28 protein-coding genes are annotated in these 22,580 nt (G+C 50.0%); 22 read left to right on the plus strand and 6 right to left on the minus strand.

The features are described 5' to 3' along the window. Positions 1–80: 80 nt before the first annotated feature. The 5 genes from ATH33_RS04455 (at position 81) to ATH33_RS04475 (ending at position 4,957) form a co-directional block, all read left to right on the plus strand. Complete coding sequence (locus ATH33_RS04455) at positions 81–1,709, plus strand: nitrite/sulfite reductase (RefSeq protein WP_121874245.1); 1,629 nt, start codon at positions 81–83, stop codon at positions 1,707–1,709. Then, positions 1,706–1,945: a DUF3906 family protein gene (locus tag ATH33_RS04460; protein WP_037994066.1), complete on the plus strand. Its 240-nt coding sequence runs from the start codon at positions 1,706–1,708 to the stop codon at positions 1,943–1,945. The genes ATH33_RS04455 and ATH33_RS04460 overlap by 4 nt, the downstream gene beginning before the upstream one ends. Further along, positions 1,942–2,685, plus strand: coding sequence for a phosphoadenylyl-sulfate reductase (locus ATH33_RS04465; RefSeq protein ID WP_121874142.1), 744 nt, complete (start codon positions 1,942–1,944; stop codon positions 2,683–2,685). Before ATH33_RS04460 ends, ATH33_RS04465 begins: the two co-directional genes overlap by 4 nt. A gap of 150 nt (positions 2,686–2,835) precedes the next feature. Next, a complete protein-coding gene (gene sat, locus ATH33_RS04470) occupies positions 2,836–4,002 on the plus strand; it encodes a sulfate adenylyltransferase (protein WP_121874143.1) in 1,167 nt (388 codons plus the stop codon). A gap of 82 nt (positions 4,003–4,084) precedes the next feature. Continuing rightward, entirely contained in the window at positions 4,085–4,957 is an 873-nt protein-coding gene (locus tag ATH33_RS04475; RefSeq protein ID WP_121874144.1) for a sulfite exporter TauE/SafE family protein, read from the plus strand. Between the two features lie 8 nt (positions 4,958–4,965). Here the strand turns inward: ATH33_RS04475 and ATH33_RS04480 are convergent, their stop codons facing one another. Continuing rightward, positions 4,966–5,694 carry a S1C family serine protease gene (locus tag ATH33_RS04480; protein ID WP_121874145.1) on the minus strand — a complete coding sequence of 243 codons (729 nt, stop codon included), beginning with the start codon at positions 5,692–5,694 and terminating at the stop codon, positions 4,966–4,968. A 188-nt stretch (positions 5,695–5,882) separates the two neighbouring features. Here ATH33_RS04480 and ATH33_RS04485 point away from each other — a divergent pair, with 188 nt between their 5' ends. Beyond that, complete coding sequence (locus ATH33_RS04485; RefSeq protein WP_198051192.1) at positions 5,883–6,464, plus strand: biotin transporter BioY; 582 nt, start codon at positions 5,883–5,885, stop codon at positions 6,462–6,464. A gap of 14 nt (positions 6,465–6,478) precedes the next feature. On the opposite strand, the gene ATH33_RS04490 is transcribed toward ATH33_RS04485, so the two are convergent. Then, a complete protein-coding gene (locus ATH33_RS04490; protein ID WP_121874146.1) occupies positions 6,479–6,859 on the minus strand; it encodes a hypothetical protein in 381 nt (126 codons plus the stop codon). 63 nt (positions 6,860–6,922) lie between these two features. Between ATH33_RS04490 and ATH33_RS04495 the strand changes: the two genes are divergently transcribed. Then, positions 6,923–7,132, plus strand: a complete 210-nt coding sequence (locus tag ATH33_RS04495) for a YqgQ family protein (RefSeq protein ID WP_121874147.1) — start codon at positions 6,923–6,925, stop codon at positions 7,130–7,132. A gap of 44 nt (positions 7,133–7,176) precedes the next feature. On the opposite strand, the gene leuD is transcribed toward ATH33_RS04495, so the two are convergent. Further along, the gene (gene leuD, locus ATH33_RS04500) at positions 7,177–7,785 is read right to left on the minus strand and encodes a 3-isopropylmalate dehydratase small subunit (RefSeq protein ID WP_121874148.1); all 609 of its coding nucleotides are present in this window, start codon (positions 7,783–7,785) and stop codon (positions 7,177–7,179) included. After that, entirely contained in the window at positions 7,772–9,211 is a 1,440-nt protein-coding gene (gene leuC, locus ATH33_RS04505) for a 3-isopropylmalate dehydratase large subunit (RefSeq protein ID WP_121874149.1), read from the minus strand. Before leuC ends, leuD begins: the two co-directional genes overlap by 14 nt. A gap of 185 nt (positions 9,212–9,396) precedes the next feature. Between leuC and cobT the strand changes: the two genes are divergently transcribed. The 10 genes from cobT (at position 9,397) to ATH33_RS04555 (ending at position 16,687) form a co-directional block, all read left to right on the plus strand. Continuing rightward, positions 9,397–10,458, plus strand: coding sequence for a nicotinate-nucleotide--dimethylbenzimidazole phosphoribosyltransferase (gene cobT, locus ATH33_RS04510; protein WP_121874150.1), 1,062 nt, complete (start codon positions 9,397–9,399; stop codon positions 10,456–10,458). Positions 10,459–10,477: 19 nt separating this feature from the next. After that, positions 10,478–11,623: a threonine-phosphate decarboxylase CobD gene (cobD, locus tag ATH33_RS04515; protein ID WP_170151232.1), complete on the plus strand. Its 1,146-nt coding sequence runs from the start codon at positions 10,478–10,480 to the stop codon at positions 11,621–11,623. Further along, a complete protein-coding gene (cobU, locus tag ATH33_RS04520; RefSeq protein WP_037995682.1) occupies positions 11,608–12,123 on the plus strand; it encodes a bifunctional adenosylcobinamide kinase/adenosylcobinamide-phosphate guanylyltransferase in 516 nt (171 codons plus the stop codon). The genes cobD and cobU overlap by 16 nt, the downstream gene beginning before the upstream one ends. Then, on the plus strand, positions 12,120–12,866 hold the full coding sequence (cobS, locus tag ATH33_RS04525) for an adenosylcobinamide-GDP ribazoletransferase (RefSeq protein ID WP_037995680.1): 747 nt from the start codon (positions 12,120–12,122) through the stop codon (positions 12,864–12,866). Before cobU ends, cobS begins: the two co-directional genes overlap by 4 nt. Then, positions 12,863–13,471, plus strand: coding sequence for a histidine phosphatase family protein (locus tag ATH33_RS04530; protein WP_049720479.1), 609 nt, complete (start codon positions 12,863–12,865; stop codon positions 13,469–13,471). Before cobS ends, ATH33_RS04530 begins: the two co-directional genes overlap by 4 nt. Further along, positions 13,471–14,175 (plus strand): adenosylcobinamide amidohydrolase, encoded by a 705-nt coding sequence (locus ATH33_RS04535; RefSeq protein WP_052186702.1) that lies wholly within the window; start codon positions 13,471–13,473, stop codon positions 14,173–14,175. The genes ATH33_RS04530 and ATH33_RS04535 overlap by 1 nt, the downstream gene beginning before the upstream one ends. Then, a complete protein-coding gene (gene cbiB / locus ATH33_RS04540) occupies positions 14,172–15,149 on the plus strand; it encodes an adenosylcobinamide-phosphate synthase CbiB (protein ID WP_037995678.1) in 978 nt (325 codons plus the stop codon). The genes ATH33_RS04535 and cbiB overlap by 4 nt, the downstream gene beginning before the upstream one ends. Before the next feature lie 77 nt (positions 15,150–15,226). Further along, positions 15,227–15,928 (plus strand): protein kinase family protein, encoded by a 702-nt coding sequence (locus tag ATH33_RS04545; protein ID WP_049720476.1) that lies wholly within the window; start codon positions 15,227–15,229, stop codon positions 15,926–15,928. After that, positions 15,921–16,346, plus strand: a complete 426-nt coding sequence (locus ATH33_RS04550) for a CoA-binding protein (protein ID WP_062843091.1) — start codon at positions 15,921–15,923, stop codon at positions 16,344–16,346. Before ATH33_RS04545 ends, ATH33_RS04550 begins: the two co-directional genes overlap by 8 nt. Before the next feature lie 152 nt (positions 16,347–16,498). Continuing rightward, positions 16,499–16,687, plus strand: coding sequence for a hypothetical protein (locus tag ATH33_RS04555; RefSeq protein WP_037995676.1), 189 nt, complete (start codon positions 16,499–16,501; stop codon positions 16,685–16,687). Positions 16,688–16,753: 66 nt separating this feature from the next. Here the strand turns inward: ATH33_RS04555 and ATH33_RS04560 are convergent, their stop codons facing one another. Beyond that, positions 16,754–17,239, minus strand: a complete 486-nt coding sequence (locus ATH33_RS04560) for an acyl-CoA thioesterase (protein WP_049720474.1) — start codon at positions 17,237–17,239, stop codon at positions 16,754–16,756. Positions 17,240–17,724: 485 nt separating this feature from the next. Between ATH33_RS04560 and ATH33_RS04565 the strand changes: the two genes are divergently transcribed. The 5 genes from ATH33_RS04565 (at position 17,725) to ATH33_RS04585 (ending at position 21,361) form a co-directional block, all read left to right on the plus strand. After that, the gene (locus ATH33_RS04565; protein ID WP_037995671.1) at positions 17,725–18,450 is read left to right on the plus strand and encodes a tetratricopeptide repeat protein; all 726 of its coding nucleotides are present in this window, start codon (positions 17,725–17,727) and stop codon (positions 18,448–18,450) included. Between the two features lie 275 nt (positions 18,451–18,725). Beyond that, positions 18,726–19,115, plus strand: a complete 390-nt coding sequence (locus tag ATH33_RS04570; RefSeq protein WP_069201546.1) for a DUF309 domain-containing protein — start codon at positions 18,726–18,728, stop codon at positions 19,113–19,115. 165 nt (positions 19,116–19,280) lie between these two features. Further along, the gene (locus ATH33_RS04575) at positions 19,281–19,847 is read left to right on the plus strand and encodes a Myb-like DNA-binding domain-containing protein (RefSeq protein WP_121874152.1); all 567 of its coding nucleotides are present in this window, start codon (positions 19,281–19,283) and stop codon (positions 19,845–19,847) included. A 39-nt stretch (positions 19,848–19,886) separates the two neighbouring features. Continuing rightward, positions 19,887–20,135 carry a hypothetical protein gene (locus tag ATH33_RS04580; protein WP_037995669.1) on the plus strand — a complete coding sequence of 83 codons (249 nt, stop codon included), beginning with the start codon at positions 19,887–19,889 and terminating at the stop codon, positions 20,133–20,135. Positions 20,136–21,076: 941 nt separating this feature from the next. After that, complete coding sequence (locus ATH33_RS04585) at positions 21,077–21,361, plus strand: hypothetical protein (RefSeq protein WP_037995667.1); 285 nt, start codon at positions 21,077–21,079, stop codon at positions 21,359–21,361. A 47-nt stretch (positions 21,362–21,408) separates the two neighbouring features. Here ATH33_RS04585 and ATH33_RS04590 read toward each other — a convergent pair whose 3' ends face one another. Then, on the minus strand, positions 21,409–22,491 hold the full coding sequence (locus ATH33_RS04590; protein WP_121874153.1) for an isocitrate/isopropylmalate family dehydrogenase: 1,083 nt from the start codon (positions 22,489–22,491) through the stop codon (positions 21,409–21,411). Between the last annotated feature and the right edge of the window lie 89 nt (positions 22,492–22,580).

Below are 22,580 nucleotides of genomic sequence, written 5' to 3' on the forward strand. Positions count from 1 at the left end.
GCAAGTGGTATGGATCCCTTTTTCCCTCATGGAAAAGGGATTTTTTTATTTTCAAGGAGAACGAAGGAGTGGAAGCGGGGATGAAAAACCATTGGCCTTGGGCGAACAATCCGGAACAGTTGAATCCGTTCGAATTGCAAAAGTTGGAGCAGGATGGTTTAGACATTATCGACGAGATTATTCATATTTATTCTAAGAAGGGATTTGAATCGATTCCCGAGGAAAAATTTGCTTTGTTCAAGTGGGCGGGAGTCTATCAACAGCGCCCGAAAAAAGACGGCTATTTTATGATCCGCATCCGTGTTCCTTCCGGGATTTTAAACAGCCGGCAGGTGCGGGTGGTGGCCGGCTTGTCGAGGGAGTACGGTCGCGGGCTGATCGATGTGACGACACGCCAAGCGATTCAATATCATTGGATTCGAGTGGAAAATCTTCCGGATATCTTCCGTCGTTTGGAAGAAGTCGGTCTTTACACCTTTGAAGCTTGTGGCGATTGCCCCCGTAACATCACCGGCAACCCGCTGGCCGGAATCGATCCGCATGAGTTGGTGGACACCCGTCCCATCGTTGCCAAACTGAATGAAAAGTTGCTGTTAAATCGGGAATTTTCCAACTTGCCCAGAAAATACAAAATTTCTGTCTCATCCAGTGTCTACAATCCGGCTCATGCCCAGATCAACGATCTTTCGTTTACACCGGCATTGAAAATGTTGGATGGCAAAGAGACGGTCGGTTTCCATGTCTGGGTGGGGGGAGGGCTTTCCAACCGGCCGCATTTGGCTCAGCAGCTGGATCTTTTCGTCCGTCCCGAACAGGTTGTCGATGTGGCGGTCGGCGTGACAAAAGTGTTCCGCGATTACGGATACCGGAAAAAGCGGCATAAAGCGCGCCTGAAGTTTTTGGTTGCGGATTGGGGGCCGGAGCATTTTTTGGAAATCTTGAAAGAGTATATCGGTGAGTATCCGTCCCGGGGTGAAGATAAAATCGCCGGTTGGAACGCCGGTTACTTCACCGGGGTTCACCCGCAAAAACAGCCGGGGCTGAACTATGTCGGGTTAAACATTCCGTTGGGGCGCACGTCAGCAGATGAGTTTGACGGTTTGGCCGATCTGGCGGACCGTTACGGATCCGGCTCGTTGCGTACCGCCAACACGCAAAATGTGATTCTGACCGATGTGCCGGATGACAAAGTGGAGGACCTGTTGAAAGAGCCTCTCTTGAAAAGGCTGAGCCCGTTTCCAAAAACGTTTGAGGGGTATGCCGTTTCCTGCACGGGCATTGAGTTTTGCAATCTGGCGCTGACCGAAACCAAAGGGTTTTTGAAAGAAGTGGTCAACTTTCTGGACCAGGAGATCCGGTTGGACGAACCGATCCGGATTCATATCAACGGTTGTCCCAATTCCTGCGGGCAACAACAAATTGCCGACATCGGTCTCATGGGCGGGAAGGCGAAAACGGCCCAAGGAATGGTGGAAGCTTACACCATCTCGGTCGGCGGGCATTTATACGGACAAGGAAAGTTTAACACGCAGTTAAAGGGACGGGTCACCAAAGAATATGTGGCGCCTGTGTTAAAAGAAATCATTCTTTTCTACAAACGCGAACGGAAAGAAGGGGAGAAATTCGGCGACTTTGTGAAACGTGCCGGAATCGAAGCGATTCAGAAACAGTTTGATGAGATCCGCCAGCGGGTGGTGCCTGCTGTATGAGCCGGGAATTGTATCTGTACCGCTTGGTGGCGGAGAAAGAACCGGACGGTTCTTACAACGTCATCGTTCTGGCGCCGACGGAGGAAAAAGCTTTCGAATATGCGGAAAAAGAGTTGGAACGCTACACGATCAAAACGCCTGCGGTCAAAGAGTGGGTGATTGAAGAGAAAAAAAGGGTTCGCCAAGGAACCGGATATGTATTAAACGGATCCGAAAGAAAGGAGAACGACAAATGACCCGGGAACGGTATTGGCCGACATTGAGTGGAGAAGAAAGATGGAATCCGGAACAAATCAAAATCGTGGCAGAAGAGTTGAAAGACTTCCATCCTCAGGAAATCATCCGTTGGGGAGTGGAACAACTGGGGGTTTCCCGGTTGGTGTTGGCTTGCAGTTTCGGATATGAAGACGTGGCTTTGGTGGATATGGCATTCAAAGTCGATCCGGAATTGGACATTTTTTATCTCGACACCGGCCTGCACTTTCAGGAAACCTATGAAGTCCGGGACCGGCTGTCCGAGAAATACCAAAAAGAATTCATCCGCATTTCGCCCGAACTCACGTTGGAGGAACAAGCGGAGAAATACGGCGGCGAACTGTGGAAAAGAAATCCTGATTTATGTTGTAAGCTCCGCAAAGTTGAGCCTTTGAAAAAAGTGTTGAAAAACTACCAGGGATGGATCACCGGAATCCGGCGTGAACAAGCCCCCACCCGTGCCCATACGCAGGTGGTGGAGTGGGATCAAGGGTTTGGGTTGCTCAAGCTGAATCCCCTGGCTTTCTGGAACACCAAACAAGTCTGGACTTATATTCATGATCATCAAATTCCGTACAATTCGTTGCATGACAGGCAGTATCCGAGCATCGGTTGCCAGCCGTGCACACGCCCGGTCCGTCCCGGGGAAGATCCGCGAGCCGGACGCTGGTCGGGGACCAACAAAATTGAATGCGGGCTTCATAACAGTCCGGTCAATTGATTCACCATTTTTCCAAAAAGCACGCTCATCTCATTCCATTCCGCTTTGGCGCCGGGGGCGCTTGAATCGCGGGATCTTTTCAATCCGCATTGACCGGGAATCCCCCCGGGGAGAGGGCTCGATGAAAATGCTTGGAGAGGAGTATACATCATGGGAGATTTGATCGCACCACACGGAGGCGTGTTGGTAAACCGCGTTTTGACAGGAGAGGAAAAACAAGTTTGGTTGAGTCGGGCGGGGCATTTTCCGAAGCTCCCCGTTTCCAACCGCACCGTGTCGGATTTGCTTTGCATTGCCACCGGGGTTTTCTCACCTTTGACCGGTTTTTTAAAAGAAAAAGACTACCGGTCAGTCTGTGAAACCATGCGATTGTCGGACGGAACGGTCTGGAGCATTCCGGTGACCTTGCCTGTTCCAATAGAGCGGGAAAAAGAGATTGCCGGGGCGGAGTATGTTTCCTTGCTCGATAAAGAACAAAAAATCATTGCAGTTGTCCAGGTGGAAGAGCTTTACCGTGTCGATTTGCGCAAAGAAGCCCGGTTGGTTTACAAGACGGAAGAGGAAGCCCATCCGGGGGTGAAAAATCTGTTCCGTCAATCGCCGTTAAACCTGGGCGGGGACATCTGGTTGCTGGAACGCCCGAAATATCCGTTTGAAGACCGGCTGTTCGATCCGGCCGAAACGCGGGAGATTTTCCAAAAGCGCGGGTGGAAAAAGGTGGTCGGGTTTCAAACGAGAAATCCGGTGCACCGTGCCCATGAGTACATCCAAAAATCGGCTTTGGAGACGGTGGACGGACTGTTTCTGCATCCGTTGGTCGGACAAACGAAAGCCGATGATATTCCGGTGGATGTCCGCATGAAAAGCTATGAAGTGATTTTAAAACATTACTATCCGGAAAACCGGGTCTTCTTGGGAGGTTATCCGGCGGCCATGCGCTATGCCGGTCCCCGTGAAGCCGTCCTTCATGCTTTGGTGCGCAAAAACTACGGCTGTACTCATTTTATCGTGGGAAGGGACCATGCCGGGGTCGGCGATTATTACGGCACCTATGATGCGCAGAAAATTTTCTCCAATTTTACTGCAGAGGAACTGGGGATCAACCCGCTCTTTTTTGAACACAGCTTTTATTGTAAAAAGTGTGCCGGCATGGCTTCGTACAAAACTTGTCCGCATGATGGAGAACATCATGTCATTCTTTCCGGAACGAAAGTGAGAAAGATGTTGTCGGAAGGAATTGCGCCGCCTCCGGAATTTTCCCGTCCCGAAGTGGTGGAAGTATTAATTGAGGGGCTCCGGAATAAAGTGGGGGTGTAAAACATGTGGGCGGGAGCTTGCCTGATGCGGCGCTCCCCTTTCATCCGTTTCAAAAATGAATGCTTGTTTAAGGGGGGCATTTATGAAAAAACTCCTGGTTCTTGGCATTGTCGGTTTTTTCGCGCAGTTGATCGACGGGTCGCTGGGAATGGCTTACGGGGCAACTTCTGCCTCTTTGCTGTTGTTTTTCGGGGTGGCTCCTGCAGTGGCTTCGGCATCGATTCATCTGGCGGAAGTGGCGACGACCGCTGTCTCCGGCGCATCCCATTTATGGTTTGGAAATGTGGACAGAAAAATCCTCTTCAAACTGGCTGTTCCGGGAGGTGTCAGTGCTTTTGCGGGAGCCGCTTTTTTAAGCGGCATACCGGGAGACCGGATCAAACCTTTTATTTCTTTGTTTTTAATGCTGATGGGGATTTATATTGTTTGTCGGTATATCACGGTTTCCTCGTGGAAAGCCAAAAAAACGAATTTATCCAATACTTATTTGATTCCGCTCGGATTGGCGGGAGGATTTTTTGATGCGGTCGGAGGCGGGGGATGGGGACCGATTACAACCCCCATGTTGTTGGCAAGAGATGCTGTCACGCCCAGAAAAGTGATTGGCACGGTGGATACAAGTGAATTTATTGTGGCTGTTTCCGCCTCCTTGGGGTTTTTGCTCTTTCTCGGTTGGGAAACTTTTCACGTTTACTGGGTGGCAGCCATCGTGATTGGCGGAGTCGTGGCAGCGCCGATCGCGGCATGGCTGGTGCGGGTGATCCCGTCCCATTTGTTGGGCGTGTTGGTCGGCGGTTTCATTGTTCTGGTCAATGTGGGACCGGTGTTGAAATTTTTGAAGGTTCCCTCCACCGGACAATGGGGGGTTTACGCAATCATTTTGGTTTTGTGGACCGGTTCTGTGCTTTGGAATATGAAAAACAAAGGGAAAAAGGAGCAAACCCTCAGTGTTTGACTCTGGCATCATTGGGGCAAATAGCGCTTGATATGCGGGCGGATCTCTTCCATGGGAATGGCGAATCCGAGACATTGGGAGGGATAAATGATCAGTGTGTTCATCCCGATCACTTTTCCCTGGATGTTGATCAAAGGTCCGCCGCTGTTTCCCGGATTGATGGCAGCATCGGTTTGAATCACGTTTTTATAATAACGCCGCCCGACTTTAAGCGGCCGGTTTTTGCCGCTGATGATCCCCAATGTGACCGTGTGTTCCAAGCCAAAAGGGTTGCCGACCGCCAACACCCATTCCCCGATGTCGGCATCCCGGGATGTTCCCAGGGACAATGCGGGTAACGGACGCGGGGATTTGATTTTGAGGACGGCCAAATCGCGTTTGTCATCGGTCCAAACCGGCATCCCGGTAAACCGTTTTTGGAAATGATCCAACTTTACGTCAATGCGTGAAGCATTTTTGATGACATGGGCATTGGTCAAAATGTAGCCTTGCGGGTGAATGATAAACCCGGAGCCAAAATGGTTTTTGGGAGGGACCGGGGAATCGTTCAGTCCGGGGACAAACAGGTGAAGCAAATTTTTGGGAAGCGGAAGATAAGTCCCCGGGCTTTTTTCTTGGGTGATGATGGAAACCACCCCTCTCCGGACTCGGCGACAGACCGGCACAAAGATGTTTGCCGGATGTTGTGCAGGTGAAGCGGACGATACACGTTGTTTTTTTAACTTTCCATCAGGCATCCATTTCACTCCCCATCCGCGAAGCCAGGTTGTATATCATATGGCTGCAGCCGGGAGAGAGGAAGGGCGGATGACTCAAGTGCCGGTCAAAAGCCAAATGTAAACCATATCGATAATTGGAGTTGACAATAAAAGCAGGGATCGCTATTGTAAAGAGGAGAAATCATTTATCGAAATGGGGTTAGCTGATGCGTCGATCTGCTTTGAAGGTGCGGGATATGACATGGATGGCCATGTTTGTTGCCATGCTTGCGGTCAGCGGGGCATTTGCGGTTCATATCGGCCCGGCTCCGATTACCTTGCAAACCCTTGTGGTGATGCTGGCGGGATCCGTGCTGGGAGCCCGGCGGGGAATGATTTCCATGGTCGTCTTTATTGCCTTGGTCGTCGCCGGAGCGCCGGTTTTAAGCGGGGGAAAAAGCGGTATCGCCGCTCTGGCCGGTCCGACGGGAGGTTACATCATCAGCTGGGTGTTTGCCGCCGGATTGACCGGTTGGATGGTGGAAAGATGGATCCGAAAGGACACACTCAATGCTTGGAAACTCGGATTGGCCCATGTCGTCGGCGGAGTGATTTTGATTCATTTGATTGGTTTTCCGTGGCTGGTTACGGTGCTTGACCTTCCGCTGAACCAAACCACATGGATTTCCTCTCTGTTGGTTTTTCTGCCGGGAGATTTGATGAAAGCGATCCTGGCCGTGCCGGTGGTGATGGCGGTGAGAAAAGCGCTTCCCCAATTAAGCAGTGTGCAACAACAAAAAAGAGCCTGACAAAGGCTCTTTTTTTATGAAGGTAACATCGTCAAATTTGTATGTTTTTCCACATGTTTTAAGAAACGGTGGTTTAACGGTACGATCAAATCCGTTGCCCCGTTGGTGAACACACCGTTCCGGTTGATGACAAACAATTTGTGGACTGAGATTTTATAGTAACGGGATGGATTTTTCAAAGTTATCAATAAATCGTGATCCGGCTGTGGATGCAGTCCTTTCATCTCACAGGGAATGATGCCGATGACATCATTTAAAAGGATGTGATAGGATAAATGTGGTTTTTGGAAAATCAGTTCTTTGGTGGTCAGTGTGCTGGCCCAATGATTCCGTTTTTGGGATATGATCAAATGCCCGATCATTCGTTTGACGGGAATAAAGTTTGTATAAGGCAAAAAGAACACCTCTTTCAGTGAGGTCATATTCAGTATAACACAAGAGAAGAAAGGATACATCCGATGCGTGGCATGACCGAGGTACGTCAGTTGTTAAAACAATTTGGAACCATCATCTATACAGGGGATCAGCTGGGGGATGTGGAGTTGATGATGGAAGAGGTCCGGGAATTAAAGTCGATGGGCCTGATCGATCCACAAACGTTTCAGAAAGCGATGGCGGTGCTTCTTCAACAATCCGCCCGAATCCCGTGCCGGCAATCCGAAAAGTAAGGCATAGCGCCACCTGTAAAAGCGGCCTATGCCTTTTGCATGGATTATGATTTCACGCTGTAAAAAGAGGGAAGCTCATTTTCATATTGAGCGATTTGGTTTTCATATTGCAGCGTGATGCCGATGTCATCCAACCCGTTCATTAAACAGAAGCGGCGATAGGGATCGATTTCAAAGCGGAAGCAAAGCCCCGCATCGTCCCGCACTTCTTGTTTTTCCAAGTCGATGGTCAAGGTGTAACCGTCTTTTTTGAAGGTGTTTTGAAAGAGCCGGTCCACCTGTTCTTCCGAAAGCGAAACGGGAAGAATTCCGTTTTTAAAACAATTGTTGTAAAAAATATCCGCAAAACCGGGTGCGATAATCACACGAAATCCGTAATCCTGAAGAGCCCAGGGGGCATGCTCGCGGGAAGAGCCGCAGCCGAAGTTTTTCCGTGCCAATAACACACTGGCTTCCTTGTATTCCGGCTGGTTGAGGACAAAATCCGGATCCGGGTTTCCGTCACCGGTGAACCGCCAATCGTGAAACAGGAATTGGCCAAATCCGGTCCGTTCGATCCGTTTTAAAAACTGTTTGGGAATGATGGCATCTGTATCCACATTGGCCCGGTCCAACGGGCAAACGATTCCCTTATGTTGTTTAAGTGGTTGCATGGACTTTTCCCTCCTCATCCCGGTATTGCCAGTTGCGCACATCGACAAAATGACCGGCGACGGCTGCTGCTGCCGCCATGGCCGGGGAGACCAGGTGGGTTCTGCCACCGCGGCCTTGCCGGCCCTCGAAGTTCCGGTTGGAAGTGGAGGCGCATCGCTCACCGGGTTTCAAAATATCCGGATTCATTCCCAAACACATGCTGCAACCCGACTCGCGCCATTCGAACCCGGCTTCCAAAAATATTTTGTCCAATCCTTCCTTTTCCGCCTGCAGTTTCACTTGTTGGGAACCGGGAACCACCATGGCCTTCACTTGCGGGGCCACTTTGTATCCTCTGACCACTTTGGCCGCCGCCCGCAAATCTTCAATGCGTGAATTGGTACAGGAGCCGATGAATACTTGATCAATCTCGATTTCCGATATCGGCGTGCCCGGTTTCAATCCCATGTACTCCAACGCCCGCCGGGCCGCTTTGGCTTCGGTTTCTGTCGGGAAAGAGGAAGGGTCCGGCACGGTTTCGGTGATATCCGTCCCCATTCCAGGGCTGGTTCCCCAGGTTACCTGCGGTGCAATGGATGAGGCGTCGATTTCGATGTATGCATCATACATCGCGCCCGGATCGCTGGCCAGCTGCCGCCATTCCCGGACCGCTTTTTCAAAATCTTCCCCTTTGGGGGCGTAAGGGCGGTCTTTCAAATATTCAAAAGTGGTTTCATCCGGCGCGATCATGCCGGCGCGGGCACCCGCTTCAATGGACATGTTGCATACCGTCATCCGTTCTTCCATGGACATCTTTTCAATGGCTTTGCCGGTATATTCAATCACATAGCCGGTGGCTCCGTCCGTGCCGATTTGGCGGATCACGGCAAGAATGGCATCTTTGGCCGTGACTCCGGGGCGAAGGTCCCCGTTAAAGTGGATGCGCATCGTTTTGGGCTTGAGTTGTTGCAAGCATTGCGTGGCCAAGACGTGTTCCACTTCACTGGTTCCAATTCCGAATGCCAAGGCGCCGAATGCCCCGTGTGTGGAAGTGTGGCTGTCCCCGCATACGATGGTTTTCCCGGGCAGGGTGAGCCCGAGCTCGGGGCCGATGACGTGGACAATTCCTTGGTTTTGGTGATGCAGATCGAAAAGGGAAATGCCAAATTCTTTGCAGTTTTTCTCCAAGGTTTCCATTTGTTTTTTGGAAATCGGGTCTTTGACCGGCAGATGGCGGTCGGTGGTGGGAACATTATGATCCATGGTGGCGACGGTCAAGTCCGGCCGCCGGACTTTGCGTCCCTGAAGCCGTAGTCCTTCAAACGCTTGCGGGGAGGTGACTTCATGCACCAAATGCAAATCGATGTACAAGATGGCGGGTTTTCCTTTTTCCTGCTCAATAACATGGCAATCCCAAACCTTCTCAAACAATGTTCGTGGTCTCAATTTGCTCACCTCAACTTTAATCTCAGCTCGTCAAAGAAACGGGGAAATAAAGAAAGGGTAATTGAAGAATATTTTAACAAAAGAAATTTATCTTTCAACAATCAATTTTTTAACAACCGGTTCGTGCGGCTGTTTCATCTATAATATCCTTGAATGAAGTTACCTGTAGAAAGCGGGGGGAGACATTGATCAACGAGATTGAAAAGATTGAAATTCCGCCGTTGGACAAAGAAATGGCCGGCAAAATGAAACAACATGTCGACCAATTGACCAAACCGGTGGGCAGCTTGGGACAATTGGAAGAAATCATGATCCGCCTGGCCGCCATTACGGGGGAAATGTTCCCGGATTTGAGCCAAAAAGCAGTAGCCGTGTTTTGCGGGGATCACGGGGTGACCGAAGAAGGGGTCAGCCCGTATCCGAAAGAAGTGACCGGCCTGATGATGGAAACCTTCGACCGTGGAAAAGCGGCGGTGAACCTTTTGGCGGAAGCGGCCGGCGCCGGGCTGGTTGTGGTAGATGTCGGGAGTGAACGGGAAAAAATACCGAAATCCGTGATATCCGCCCGGGTGCGCAATGGCACTCGCAACTTTTTAAAAGAAAAGGCGATGACCCACCAAGAGGTGTTGGAAGCGATCCAAGTGGGGAGAGAGACCGTCCGGCGGTTGAGCGAAAGGAATGTCCGCTTGTTGGCTGTGGGGGAATTGGGAATCGGCAATACCACGGCAGGATCCGCGGTGGCGGCCGGGCTCACGGGAAAACCGGTTCCGTCGTTGACGGGAAAAGGCTCCGGGGTTTCTCCGGAGGCGTATGCGCGAAAATGCGAAGTGATCCAAAGGGCGATCGATTTTCACCGGCCCGATCCGGAGAAGCCGCTGGAGGTGTTGGAAAAAGTCGGCGGGCTGGAGATTGCAGCCATGGTGGGAGCTTATGTGGGGGCGGCCGAACACCGGATTCCCGTCATCATGGATGGATTGATTTCCACGGCGGCCGCTTTGGCGGCGGTGAAATGGAAACCGGAAGTCCGCCCCTGTTTGTTTGCTTCCCATCTGTCAGTGGAACCGGGACATGCCGTTTTGTTGGACGAGCTGGGTTTCAAACCGTTGATGCATGCAGAGATGCGTTTGGGGGAAGCCAGCGGGGCGGCACTTGTGATGCCATTGTTTGAGACGGCGGTGAAGTTGGCCCGGGGTATGGCCATATTTGCCGATTTGGGACTTGCTGCCCCGCAAAATGATGAGGTCTGACCAGAAAGGGAGAGGAAACATGGCAAATTTGGAGCGGTTCGGACACGGAGGGGATTTGCTGACGGCCAGCGAGCTTTTTGCGATAGACCAAGATGAATGGATTGATTTCAGTTCCAATATTTATCCTTACGGTCCGCCGGAAATCGTCAAAGAAGTGATCCAAGAGGTGATTGAAGAAAGAGAAATGCCGGTGTTATCCAGATATCCGGATCCGGCCTGCCGCAGGTTGAAACAGGCGATCGCCCGTTTTCACCAGATTTCCGCGGACATGGTGTTGCCGGGAAACGGAGCTGCCGAGTTAATTGATCTGTTGATCCAGTCCTTCCGGCCGTCCCGTGTGGGGGTGGTGGATCCTTCTTTTGTCGAATACAGGCAATGTGCCGCGAAGCGAAACATTCCCGTGGACCATCTGGTGACCAACTGGGAGCAGCAATTTTTGCCGTCTATGGAAGAGATGGACCGGATGTTGAGACGGGTGGACTTATTATTCATCGGTTATCCCAACAACCCCACCGGGCATTTGTATGACGCCGGCCGGATGTTGGAATGGCTCCGTCGGGCCGGACGGTATCAAACCATTTTGGTTGTGGATGAAGCTTTTATGGATTTTGTGGAACCCGAGGAAGACCGGTCGCTGATTTCGTGGGTGAAGGCGCATCCCCAACTGATTGTGGTTCGTTCCATGACGAAGTTTTTTTCGCTGCCCGGTTTGCGTTTGGGTTATCTTGTGGCGGATGAAGCGGTGATTTCCCGGATTCAGGCGTTGCAGGTTCCCTGGAGCGTGAACGGACTGGCGCAGGCGATCGGCTGTGCCGTCTTGCGGGATGAAGTTTACCGGCCGCACGCCCGAAAGGTGAGCGAGTGGCTTGAAACAGAGCGGGAAACGATGATCCGGGAATTGAACCGTCTGGATGGTTTTCAGGTCTTTCCGGGGGTGGCCAATTACTTGCTGGTCCGCATGTCGGTAAACGGAAAAGCCGTTTCGGACCTGCAATTTGATTTGGCCCGAAAAGGGTTGCTGATCCGGAGTTGTTCCAATTATGAAGGGCTGGAGGATGATTGTTTCCGGATCGCGGTAAGAAAACCGGAGCAGAATCTGCTGTTCAGGCAGGCGCTTGAAGAATGGAGCCGGAAGGAAGGCGGGATATCATGGGCATCAAGTTGATCACCGGCGGCGTCCGTTCCGGCAAAAGCCGCTTTGCCGAGTCATTGTGCATGGATGCCGAATATGTCACTTATGTGGCAACCGGAGTTGCTTCGGATGAAGAGATGAAAAAGAGGATCGAACGACACCGGAAAAGGCGTCCGGACCACTGGTGCTTGGTGGAAGAGCCGCACCGGTTGGCCCGGGCCTTTCAACAAATTCCGCATCACCATCTCGTGTTGGTGGACAGCCTGACCGCGTGGGTGAGCAATCAATTGATGTTGTACAAAGAAGAAGCGTGGGAAGAACATTTGAAACAAGACACCCGGGTTTGGCTGGAACGGTTAAAACCGTATGAGGCCATCCTGGTCACCGATGAAGTCGGTTTGGGCGGTGTGGCCATGCATCCGGTGAGCCGGGCGTTTCAAGACGGTTTGGGCTGGCTCAATCAGGAGGTTGCGCAAGTGGCGGATGAAGTGTGGATGGTGATTGCGGGTATTCCGTGGAGAGTGAAACCATGAATGCTTTTTTTCATGCCCTGGCTTTTTTGACCCGCTTCCCGGTACCGATCCGGCTGGGCAAGGAGGGGTTCCGGGAAAGTCCGGTGTGGTATCCGTTGGTCGGTTTTCTGTTGGGAGGCGTTCTTTTTTTATTTGATCAATTGATTGCCGGGTGGTTTCCGGCGCCGGTCCGGGTGTTGTTGGACCTTTCGGCATGGGTGTTTTTCACCGGCGGATTGCACTTGGACGGTTGGATGGATATGGCCGATGGATTCGGATCCCACCGCGATCCGGACAAAATCCGGGAAATCATGAAGGATTCCCGGGTCGGAGCCATGGGAGCGATTGCCGCCATTTTGCTGTTGATGTTAAAAGCGGGGTCCCTGTTTGTGCTTGCCGGCCATCCGGATGCTTCCTTTGCCCGGGTGTGGATCACGGCCTGCATCTGGGGGAGGATGGCCGCGGTGATCGGCATCCGTTTCTTCCCTTATGCCGGAAAAGACGGGTTGGGACAAGGCATGCGGGAGCGGTTCACCTGGCCGCGATTTTGTTTGGCTTTGGTTTGCACGGTGTTGCCGGTGGGGGTCGGTTTGGGAAGCATGGGTTTGGTGGTGGGGCTCTTTGCGGTTTGGGTTCCGCTGTGGATCGGTTGGAAGGGAACCCGGACCCTTGGCGGTTGCACCGGGGATTTGTACGGAGCCATGATTGAAGCGTCTGAATTAACCTGGCTTCTCTTTTTTACCATTCCGGGGGTGCTTTCATGATGCGGTTGATATGGATTCGCCATGGCGAAACCAAGGGAAATCAGATGAAACGGTACATCGGGCATTTGGACGAGCCGCTGGCTGAAACGGGAAAAGAACAGGCATTCCGGTTGGCGGAAGCACTTTCGCGCGAAAAGATTGACTTTGTGGTGACCAGCGATTTGAAAAGGGCCGTCCAGACCGCCCGTCCCTTTCTTCAAAAACATCCCGGGATTCCGGTGGCCGTCATGCCGGCTTTGAGAGAGTGTTCATTTGGGATTTGGGAAGGAAAAACGTATCAGGAAGCGGAGAAGTTGGCCAAAGAGGCTTGGTGGAACTGGATCCGTGATCCGGTCCGTTTTGCTCCCCCAAAGGGGGAAAGCCTCATGGATCTGCACCACCGCATGCAATGTTTCCTTCGCGAATTGGAACAAAACCGGCCCGGGGACACCGTGGCCGTTTTTACACATGGCGGCCCCATCCGCTGGTTTGTTGCTTATCATGTGTATCAGTGCCGGGACGACTTTTGGAAGCCGTCCATCGGGCACGGAGAGGGATGGGTTGCCGAAAAAAAGGAGGCTGAGTGGATCATCAGCCGTTCTTTGTTTCAGAAAGGAGACTTTTGATGGATTGGTTTCATCGAGCCAGTTGCCCGATTTCATGGACGGTTCACCCGGAAATGCTGATGATTGAGTCAAAACGGCCGTTGAAAGTTTTGACCAGTGCGGTTTACGGAAGTGACCGGTTCTCTTGCAAACGGATGATCAACCGGCATGTCGGACGCGATTATGCGGCGAAAGAGCCGGAAGAAGAGATCCGGGATTGGTTAACCCGGAAAAAGATTCCCCTTGACGAAACGGTCGTGCTGATGACAGCTGCCCGGGTGGACCGGGTTTGCCGCCGTTTTGTTGAGGAGAAAACCTTCAAGATGGCGGTGTTTGTCACAGCCGGTGTGGGAAATGCAGCCCGTGCCGGGGAATCATACCCGGTGTTTTGGAACGATCAGGAATACATGCCGCACACGATCAACACGGTGATTGTGATCGACGGACGGATGACACAGGCGGCAATGGTGAATGCCGTCATCACGGCAACCGAAGCCAAAGCGGCGGCACTGCAAGACTTGAAAGTAAAAGATGCCCGCGGAAACCCGGCCACCGGCACCACAACGGATGCGATTCTCATTGCTTCGACCCAGGATCCGGCAAGAAAGGATCTGCATGCCTATGCGGGATTGTCCAGCCCGTTGGGAAGCGCTTTGGGAAAAGCCGTCTATCAGGCGGTGAAAGAAGCCGTGCTGGCAGAAAGATACGGGGAGGAGCGCATATGACCACGGCCGCTGTTTTGATCCTGGCATTTCTTTTGGATTGTCTTTTTGCGGATCCCGCAAACCGTTATCATCCGGTGGTGGGGATGGGGAAAGCCATTGGGTGGCTGGACCGCCGCATCCGCTTTTTTGGCCGGAAAAGAGGGTGGAATGAAAAAGAAGAGGCGTGGAAGTGGCGCTGTGCCGGGATGATTTTGCCGCTGGTTGTGGTGGGTGGCGTTTGGCTTTTGACCTTTTTCGGGGTTCAAGGCATGAAGCAGCTGCATCCGGTGGCCGGCCTTTTGTTTGAAGCGGTGCTGGTTTGGCTGACGATGGCTCCGCGCAGTTTGGCTGAGTCGGGAAAAGACATTTATTCCGCTTTGGTGGAAAAAAAGATCGGTGAGGCGCGCCGTCGTTTGTCCATGGTGGTCGGAAGAGACACGGATTCGTTGGATGAAGCGGAAATTGTGAGAGGTGGTGTGGAAACCATTGCGGAAAATATTGTGGACGCGGTCATATCCCCTCTTTTTTATGCGGCATTGGGAGGAGCGCCGCTGGCCATGGCTTACCGTGCAGTCAATACCCTGGATTCCATGGTCGGATACAAAAACGAGACCTATTTGCACCTGGGCTGGGCTTCGGCGAGGATGGATGATCTGGCCAACTGGATTCCGGCCCGCGTTTTGATCCCGTTTATGTTGGCAGCCTTCGGTTTGTTGCGGCTGAGCCCGGGCCCGGCTTTTCAAGCGTGGAGGCGGGATGCCCGGCAACATCCCAGTCCCAACAGCGGCATTCCTGAGTCCCTGATGGCGGGCGGGCTTCAAATCCGGTTGGGGGGAGTCAATACTTATTTCGGCAAAAAATCGTTCCGTGCTTACATGGGAAAACCGGTTCAGGACAAAAAACCGGAACACCTGCTTAAGGCGATCCGGGTGATGTGGCTTGCTTCCGGATTGTATCTTTTGGCCCTTTCAGGGGTTTGCTGCGCGATTTTTTAAATAAAAATCAAGGGCATGTTCTTCTTGAAATCGGGTAAATACTGTAAGTGGGATATTATCGACAAGGGGCCAAGCCCATGAATCAGATCCGAAAGATTGAAGAAGCCATCGGGGAAATCATTTTCCACGCCCATCCGGAAAATGAACCGGTCACAATTGAGTATATTCCCCCCGCATTCAACCTGGTCGGTTACGGCACGGATGCAGTGGTCGTCAGCCATCCGGAATGCAAAGGCCGGGTTTTGAAGGTGTTTGCGGAGGGCCGTCTTCACAAAGTGGATCAAGAGTTTCAAGTTTACCAAAAGTTGAAGGGGTCCCCTTATTTTGCCCGTTGCTACGACAAAGGGGACAATTATTTGATTTTGAGTCATGAACAAGGGATGAACTTGTATCAGTGTTTGTGCGAAGGAGTTGAAATCCCGGAGCAGGTGATCATCGATGTGGAACACGCACGTCGTGAAGCGCGGTTCAAAGGGTTGAACCCGCGTGACATTCATTTGAAAAATGTCCTTCTGCAAAAAGGGCGCGGAAAACTGTTGGATGTTTCCGAATATATGAAACCCGGGAATGACCGGCGTTGGGATGCCCTGGTAGAGGCATATTACGAATTTTATCCGTTGATTAGGGGACGCAAAGTCCCTGTTTGGCTGCTGGAAAGCGTCAAAATGATGTATAACCGCAAAACTTCCTCCGCTTTTTCCGTCCGGGAGTTTGGCCGGAAGTTTGTCAAATGGTTGGGGGATACACAATCAGAGGGGAGTGCCGACGAAAATGTTTAAAAATCCTTCGGACGAAATCCGGAAAAAACTGCTCAAAGAGGCGAAAAATATTGCAGTGGTGGGTTGTTCCGACAATCCGGCCCGGACCAGTCACATGATTGCGGAAGCTTTGCAAAAGGCAAGCTATCGGATCTTTCCGGTGAATCCCAATTTAACCGGACCGGTGTTGGGGGAAAAACCATATGCCTCCTTGACCGAAATCAAAGAACCGATCGATATTGTCAATGTTTTCCGCCGCAGCGAACATGTTTTTCCGGTGGCCAAAGAAGCCGTGGAAGCCGGAGCGAAAGCGCTATGGCTGCAAGAAGGAGTGATCCATGAAGAAGCGGCGCGCTATGCCGGAGAAAATGGTCTGATTGTGGTGATGGACCGTTGCATCAAAGTGGATCATGCCATTTTAGTGGGAACAAACCGGTAATCAGGTGCAGGATTTAAGGAGTCCCGACCCGTCCGGGGCTCTTTTGATTTTGTCAATTCTCAAAAAAATTTGTCGAAAGATATCGTATTTTGATTCTATTTGTGTCATAATATAAAAAACAAGTTGTAAAAAACGGACGGGGTGATGCTCTCATGCAAACCATGAAGCTTTCGCAGTTAGTTCTTGTTGTGTCCCCTGAACTTTACGACTTATTGACGGAAACGGAGCGGAATGCGAGTATCATGGTTCACGGGAAGCTTTCAGACATTAACAAAGACGATATGAACCGGATTATCGCCCAAACCATTCAGTATCACCATGAATCTTCGGTTTACCATTGAGATAGATGTTTCGGATCAAAAAGGGATTCATCCCGTTGTGGATGAATCCCTTTTTGACTGCGGTTTTTATTCGATCGGCTCCATCTTTTGTTCATAAGCACGGATGCGATCTTTGACTTCCTCCGGAATCGGCTGGCTTTTACCGGTTTTGGGATCAATATAAACCACCGCGCCCCTTCCTGCGGCCGACAGCGTTTTGTTTTCGCCTGTCACCAATGCATATTCGAAGTCGGCACTGCTTTTTCCCAGACGGGAAATGCGGACACCGAGCGAAACTTTCTCCCCAAAATGAACTTGTTTTAAGTATTGGCATTCCAAGCTGGCGGTGACAATCACGCCTTGTGCGGAGCGTTGGGAAGCATCCAGCAGGCTCTTGGTCAAATCCAGCGCTTCCAGATAAGCGATCCTCCCGTATTCGAAATAACTGAAATAACTGACATTATTGATGTGTCCGAGTTGGTCCGTATCTGAAAAACGAACTTGGATCGGAGTAAAAAAGCGAAACTTTTCCAGCCATTGTTCCGGCGCTTGGTCCATCCAAGCAATTTTCATCTTCGGTTCCTCCTTGTCCGGAATCCAAAATAAGGAAATGAAAATAATGATGTAAAAAGGGATGAGGATAATAAAATGAGTATTTCTTCATTATAATAAAAATTTAGGCATAAATATATGAAATATTGATAGGATTATGTGAAAAATATTTAAATTAATTGCAGAAATAAAATAGTACTTATGATATACTAAACATGGAATTAATCGGATTATTTTGTTTGTTAGTGAACAAAGTGAACAGATTGCATGATGATTGTCATCTTTTCCATGAAATATTCTGCACCGGAAACGGCCAAGACTTTACCATCATAAAATGGCAGGATGGATATTTTTTTGGCATGCGTCAGGGAAGAATTCAGCATTCTTCATGAAAACCCTGGTTTTTCAGCCAATTTGGCCGGGGTTTGTTTTCTGTCATGAAGTGAATAACGATTCAGTGAGGGTTGATCATAGAACAGACTTCTTGGACTAAGGGGGAAACGAAAGTGGTTGGGCCGATGATTGATGTTGATTTTGTCTGTGAAAATGGAAAAAAGGGACGCTGGCTGGTCACGGGCAGTTACAGGAGAAACCGTTCACGGATCGAAAAAATGATTCAAGACAATCCGCGTGTGGAGGAATATTTGTTGTTGGCGGTTTTGGAAGCAAGAAAAGGTTATTGGAACCGTGCCCAAACCGCCGTGCAAAAGGCGTTGGAACTGGACGGGAATCACGCCGGGGCCAAACTTCTTTTGGCGCAAATTTTGGAAGCCAAAGGGGAACTGCGGGAAGCCGGTGTCATGTATCAGGAATGTTTTCACAGACACCGCCAATTCAGTAAAGGGGCCCGGGAGTATGCCCGTTATTTGATAACCCATACCGATTCGCTGACGCTTGCACAAAATGTTTTGTTCCACAGTCTGGAATGGAATCCGAAAGACGCGATTGCCCACACGTTGCTGGCTGAAATTTATTTGTTGCGCGGCAAAACGGGACAAGCGTTATTGCACCTCCGATTGGCGGCTCAGTATTATCAGGCGAATCCACTTTATCATCAGCGCAAAGCCAAAGTGTTCATGGAGATGAACCGTTATGAGGAAGCGGCCGAGCAATTGAAGCAGGCGCTTCGGATGGACCCCAAAAACAAAATCATCCGCTCCCAGTTTGATATGGTGAAAAAAGCGACGAAAACGCCCAAGATTTTCTTTTTTTGGAAAAAATGGGTGATCTGAAAAGCGGTTTAAAATTGAAACAGTTTGAAAACATCTCTCGACATGATATCGACAAAATTCGGGGAGCGTGTTAAAATGTTCGTGTAAGTAAGGTTGACCTTCTTGCTTACGCTACCACGCTTCTTTTAACTCCTTAATCTTGACCCTCTTTCATGTGACCAGGAATTGCCTGGTCTTTTTTCTTTTGCCATTCGTTATGATGATATTGACATAAAGAATATACCCTGAAACGAAGAGAGATGAACACCAAACCGAACGGAAGGATTGAAAAATTTATGACATATCCCCCGCTTTATCTTCAGTTTTTCCGCCATTACCACAACGAAGAGTATTGGGAAGCCCATGAAGTGTTGGAGGAGTTATGGCAAACCCAACGGCACAATGATTTTTATCACGGGTTGATTCAAATTGCGGCCATCATGCATCAGTTGAAGAGGGGAAAAGTACGCGGAGCCAGGAAACTTGCCATCAGTGCCCTCGGTTACCTGAAGCCGTTTGTCCCGCAAAAAGACGGCGTGGATGTGGCCGAAGTCGTCCGTTGGTTAAACGAATGTTTGCAAATTTTACCGGAAGGTGTGGAAAAAATCAGCCGGGAAGAGGTGAACCGGCTGGGCATTTTGCCGTGCAAGTTGCCGGGCGAACACGATTTTAACAACAACCGCTAAAAAAGATGTCGAAAAAAGGCTTGGGGAGTTGTCCGCTGAAACGGACAACTTCTTTGTTTATATAATTATCTTTTATAAATTAAACATAAAATTACTTGTTATTGACTAAATAATTACTAGGTGGCGTCTTCATCAACGAAACCGTCAGGAAAGGAGGATGGAGGAGTGAAGGGGAGACGATGGACTGAAGAAGAGGACCGGCTCTTAAAAGAGACGGTGTTGGAGGCCATCCGTCTTGGAGGAACGCAAATCGAAGCCTTTGAAAAAGTGGGGGAAAAGCTGAACCGGACTCCCGGATCCTGCGGGTTTCGCTGGAATGCAGTCGTCAAGCAACAAGATCCCCATTCATTTCTTGAGGCAAAGAGAGCGCGGGTTGCCAAGCAATTGAGGAAAAACAAAGAAGAACGATGTTCGTCGGTTGATGCGTTGATCCCGATGCTGAAAAAGCTGGAACAAGAAGAAAAGAGTCTGAAAGAACATTTGAATCATTTGAAGGATAAACGGAAAAAGCTCGACAAGCGTTACCGGATATTAAAAGAGGAAAATCGCGGACTGCGTGAAGACCGGGAATCTTATCAATGGTATCAGAAAGAAGTAAAAAACAAGTACCGGTATTTGTTGAATCTGTTGTCGGACATGGGGGCCAATCCCTTTTTTTCCGCAACTCTTCCTGCCGAAGATCACGCAGCGGTTCAAACGGAAGCCGAACACAAAAAAGAGACGACTTCATAAAATAATATGGCCAGATTTCAATGAAAAGAGGTGCAGCGTTTGTCCAGCCGTTCAAAGGAATCGCTTGATCAACAGTTGTCCAGTTTGGAAAACCGGTTGGAACAAATTCAGGCACAAGTGAAAGATTTGCTTCGGGAAAACCATAAACTGAAGACGGACTTGAAATTTTTCGAGCTCATGTTGCTGGAAGAGTATCATTTGTTGATTCAACTGTTGAACCGGGATCAAAATAAAATTTATATTCAATCCGCCCACGGACAAACGAAAAGGGACAAAAATTCAGAATAAACAAAAAGCGCCTTGGAAGAGGCGCTTTTTGTACTTTCATGCTGTCTGGAGAGGGCGGGATTATTTCTTTGGAAGGCATTCGGGTGATCAGTATTTTCCGCCACCAAAGCATCCGCCGACAAAGACGAAGATGGTGGCAATCACCAAGAGGTAGATCAAAAGTTGTCTCCAGCCGAAACCGCCGCAGTATCCTCCGCTCATTTGAATACCTCCTTTCAAGAAAAGGATTGCGACATCAGTGAATTAGCAATATCCGCCTTTTCCAAATCCTGATCCGACAAAGACGAAGATGGTGGCAATGACCAGGAGGAAGATCAAAAGTTGTCTCCAGCCGAAACCGCCGTAGTATCCGCTCATTTGAACACCTCCTTTCAAGGAAGATTCAAAGAATCAGCGGATCAGCAATATCCGCCTTTTCCAAATCCTGATCCGACAAAGACGAAGATCGTGGCGATGACCAAGAGGAAGATCAAAAGTTGTCTCCAGCCGAAACCACCGTAATATTCGCTCATCTAAAATCCTCCTTTGTGGATGGGGTTTACTGGTGAAATGGATGTTTTTTCACCAGTGCTGATTTACTTTATGCTCGGTGTTTTTCTTTTGTAAAGGCGAATATCTTTGCCGGGGAAATTGCCGGGGTCAAAGATTCAGATTCATGACAAACACAAAGATGACCGGAATGATCAGCAAGAAAAGAAGCAGATTGAGATATGGCGAATTTTGTCTGGATTTTGACGGGGAAAAGGACATGGCGGTTCTCCTTTCGAAAAGCGGCGTATCACTGATGTTTTTTACTATGAATTTATACAAAATTCGTCCAAAAGGTGTTGGGTGAACATCACGATTTTTGAAGATTGGACGTTTGGAGTGGGTCGCTTTGATAAGCAATTTGAATCAGGGGGGCATATAGTATATGGAGTTGCCTGTAAGGAGGAATGGAAATGACCGGAAAAGGACCATCCATGAAAGATCTTGCCCACATGATCAATGCCATTATGGGAAGATCGGTGTTGTCCGAAAGAAAAATGGAGCAGATCATGGAAGGGGCCAAACGCGCCCATGAGCGGGGTGGAATGGATGCGGTTTTGCAATACCTGATGAAAGTGACCCAGGCCGATGTCGATTTCGGGGAATTGAAAAGATTCGCCAACCAGGTGCAAAAAAATCCGCAAAAAGGACTGGACATTTTACAGGGAAAGAGAAGTTTGCCCCGCACAAAAAGGTAAATCTTTGCAAACACACCCGGTGAAAACCGGGTGTGTTTGCGTCTGGTTCAAAATCCTTGCAGGGTTGTCCATACTTCCAGTTTGGTTTGGACCTTGCTGATCACTTCATTGGTGAATTCCGTTGTGGTGGCGCTTCCACCCAAATCGGCGGTTCGGACTCCCTCCCGGACCGTTTCGATCACTGATTCATAGATGGCGCGGGAAGCGGCGCTGGCTTTGGGGTCATCCATATAGGTGAGCAAAGAGGCAGCGGCCAGGATCATGGCCATGGGATTGGCTACGTTTTTGCCGAACAGAGAAGGCGCCGTGCCATGTGGTGCTTCGGCCATGACCGTTTGGGTGTTGAAGGATTCGTCAAAGCTCATCAAGATCGATTCCGAACCGGCGATGGATCCAAACAATTGGAGAACCATATCGCTCAAACAATCTCCATCACGGTTTAATGCAGGAATGACAAGGGGATCGCCGGAGTTGTTGATGAGAAGGGCATAGGTCGCGTCAATCAGTTGGGGTTCGTAACGGACTTCCGGATAGCGCTTGCTCGCTTCGTCCATTTCTTCTTTTAACATGCCTTCATAGACAGGGCTCACGGTGTATTTCGGCCCGCCAAACACTTTGGCGTTCATTTTTTTTGCGTGGCGGAAGGCAAATTCGGCAACGGCGCGGCAGGTTTTGCGGTCAATTTGTTCCGTCCGGAAAGCGATTTCATCCAAGCCCTCACCTTCCCGCCATTCTTTGGCGCCGTAAGCGTCACCCACCGCCATGCGGATGACGGAAATCGGGGCAAAGGTTCCCGCAACGGGGCGAACTCCCGGGATTCTGCGACCGGTGCGGATGATCACTTTCCCGTCAATCTCTTTCCGCAAGATGGCATTGGGGCTTCCCACATCCCCTTTTTCTTCCGGAGTGATGGTGGCCGCTTTCAGGCCGAATCCCGTCCGTTTCATTGCTCGTGCCGCTTCATAAACGACCTCGTTGTTCGTATTTCTCCGGTTTTCAAGGCTCAAGTCAAACGTTTGAAATTCGAGACCCATTCCGATTACATTCGGATCCAAAACCCGCAATGCTTCATCCAACAGTTCTTGTCCGGTTTGGTCCCCTTTCATGACTACGATGGTTTTATGGCTCATGGATTAATCACCTCATTTAAATATTCCGTGTCTATTATACTCTTTCGAACTTTCAATAACTAGCAATAAATATTCTGACAAATTGAAAG

Source organism: Thermoactinomyces vulgaris (assembly GCF_003688725.1).
Classification (GTDB): Bacteria; Bacillota; Bacilli; order Thermoactinomycetales; family Thermoactinomycetaceae; genus Thermoactinomyces; species Thermoactinomyces vulgaris.

What these genes read in the sequence shown, in the direction of transcription:
- ATH33_RS04455 (WP_121874245.1), top strand. Translation starts at nt 81, where the DNA reads ATGAAAAACCATTGGCCTTGGGCGAACAATCCGGAACAGTTGAATCCG.
- ATH33_RS04460 (WP_037994066.1), top strand. Translation starts at nt 1,706, where the DNA reads ATGAGCCGGGAATTGTATCTGTACCGCTTGGTGGCGGAGAAAGAACCG.
- ATH33_RS04465 (WP_121874142.1), top strand. Translation starts at nt 1,942, where the DNA reads ATGACCCGGGAACGGTATTGGCCGACATTGAGTGGAGAAGAAAGATGG.
- sat (WP_121874143.1), top strand. Translation starts at nt 2,836, where the DNA reads ATGGGAGATTTGATCGCACCACACGGAGGCGTGTTGGTAAACCGCGTT.
- ATH33_RS04475 (WP_121874144.1), top strand. Translation starts at nt 4,085, where the DNA reads ATGAAAAAACTCCTGGTTCTTGGCATTGTCGGTTTTTTCGCGCAGTTG.
- ATH33_RS04480 (WP_121874145.1), bottom strand. Translation starts at nt 5,694, where the DNA reads ATGCCTGATGGAAAGTTAAAAAAACAACGTGTATCGTCCGCTTCACCT.
- ATH33_RS04485 (WP_198051192.1), top strand. Translation starts at nt 5,883, where the DNA reads ATGCGTCGATCTGCTTTGAAGGTGCGGGATATGACATGGATGGCCATG.
- ATH33_RS04495 (WP_121874147.1), top strand. Translation starts at nt 6,923, where the DNA reads ATGCGTGGCATGACCGAGGTACGTCAGTTGTTAAAACAATTTGGAACC.
- leuD (WP_121874148.1), bottom strand. Translation starts at nt 7,785, where the DNA reads ATGCAACCACTTAAACAACATAAGGGAATCGTTTGCCCGTTGGACCGG.
- cobD (WP_170151232.1), top strand. Translation starts at nt 10,478, where the DNA reads ATGGCAAATTTGGAGCGGTTCGGACACGGAGGGGATTTGCTGACGGCC.
- cobU (WP_037995682.1), top strand. Translation starts at nt 11,608, where the DNA reads ATGGGCATCAAGTTGATCACCGGCGGCGTCCGTTCCGGCAAAAGCCGC.
- cobS (WP_037995680.1), top strand. Translation starts at nt 12,120, where the DNA reads ATGAATGCTTTTTTTCATGCCCTGGCTTTTTTGACCCGCTTCCCGGTA.
- ATH33_RS04530 (WP_049720479.1), top strand. Translation starts at nt 12,863, where the DNA reads ATGATGCGGTTGATATGGATTCGCCATGGCGAAACCAAGGGAAATCAG.
- ATH33_RS04535 (WP_052186702.1), top strand. Translation starts at nt 13,471, where the DNA reads ATGGATTGGTTTCATCGAGCCAGTTGCCCGATTTCATGGACGGTTCAC.
- cbiB (WP_037995678.1), top strand. Translation starts at nt 14,172, where the DNA reads ATGACCACGGCCGCTGTTTTGATCCTGGCATTTCTTTTGGATTGTCTT.
- ATH33_RS04545 (WP_049720476.1), top strand. Translation starts at nt 15,227, where the DNA reads ATGAATCAGATCCGAAAGATTGAAGAAGCCATCGGGGAAATCATTTTC.
- ATH33_RS04550 (WP_062843091.1), top strand. Translation starts at nt 15,921, where the DNA reads ATGTTTAAAAATCCTTCGGACGAAATCCGGAAAAAACTGCTCAAAGAG.
- ATH33_RS04555 (WP_037995676.1), top strand. Translation starts at nt 16,499, where the DNA reads ATGCAAACCATGAAGCTTTCGCAGTTAGTTCTTGTTGTGTCCCCTGAA.
- ATH33_RS04560 (WP_049720474.1), bottom strand. Translation starts at nt 17,239, where the DNA reads ATGAAAATTGCTTGGATGGACCAAGCGCCGGAACAATGGCTGGAAAAG.
- ATH33_RS04570 (WP_069201546.1), top strand. Translation starts at nt 18,726, where the DNA reads ATGACATATCCCCCGCTTTATCTTCAGTTTTTCCGCCATTACCACAAC.
- ATH33_RS04585 (WP_037995667.1), top strand. Translation starts at nt 21,077, where the DNA reads ATGACCGGAAAAGGACCATCCATGAAAGATCTTGCCCACATGATCAAT.
- ATH33_RS04590 (WP_121874153.1), bottom strand. Translation starts at nt 22,491, where the DNA reads ATGAGCCATAAAACCATCGTAGTCATGAAAGGGGACCAAACCGGACAA.